Annotated in this window: 1 protein-coding gene; it reads right to left on the minus strand. The window is 38.5% G+C overall.

The genetic code is table 11. The features are described 5' to 3' along the window. Positions 1-220: hypothetical protein (locus tag FUA24_RS25395; protein WP_222861305.1), on the minus strand; the 220-nt coding region annotated here is incomplete at its 3' end. Positions 221-317 lie beyond the last annotated feature (97 nt).

The following is a 317-nucleotide window of genomic DNA, read 5'->3' on the forward strand; positions in this document are numbered from 1 at the left end:
CTCCGTTATAAGTCGAGTCATTCAATTTAATTAATTCCACAACTTGATAGTCAGTCCAAACTCGGTAAGCCTTTTCAAATGTTATACTGTCATAATGCTTTAGTTCAACTTCGATTCGGTCAGATTCGATGTAGGGTTTCCAAAAAGATTCCTTTTCGGTTTGTCCAAGTGCTAAAGTCGTAATCAGACTAAAAATTAATATGTGGATTTCTTTTCTCAACTGTTTGCTAACGGTTCCGGCTATGATTTCGTTGCGGAAAAATCCGCAGGATTCTTTCCGCCGTAGCCGAAAGATAGCAAATTTGCGGTTGAATTCC

The organism is Seonamhaeicola marinus (assembly GCF_008085455.1).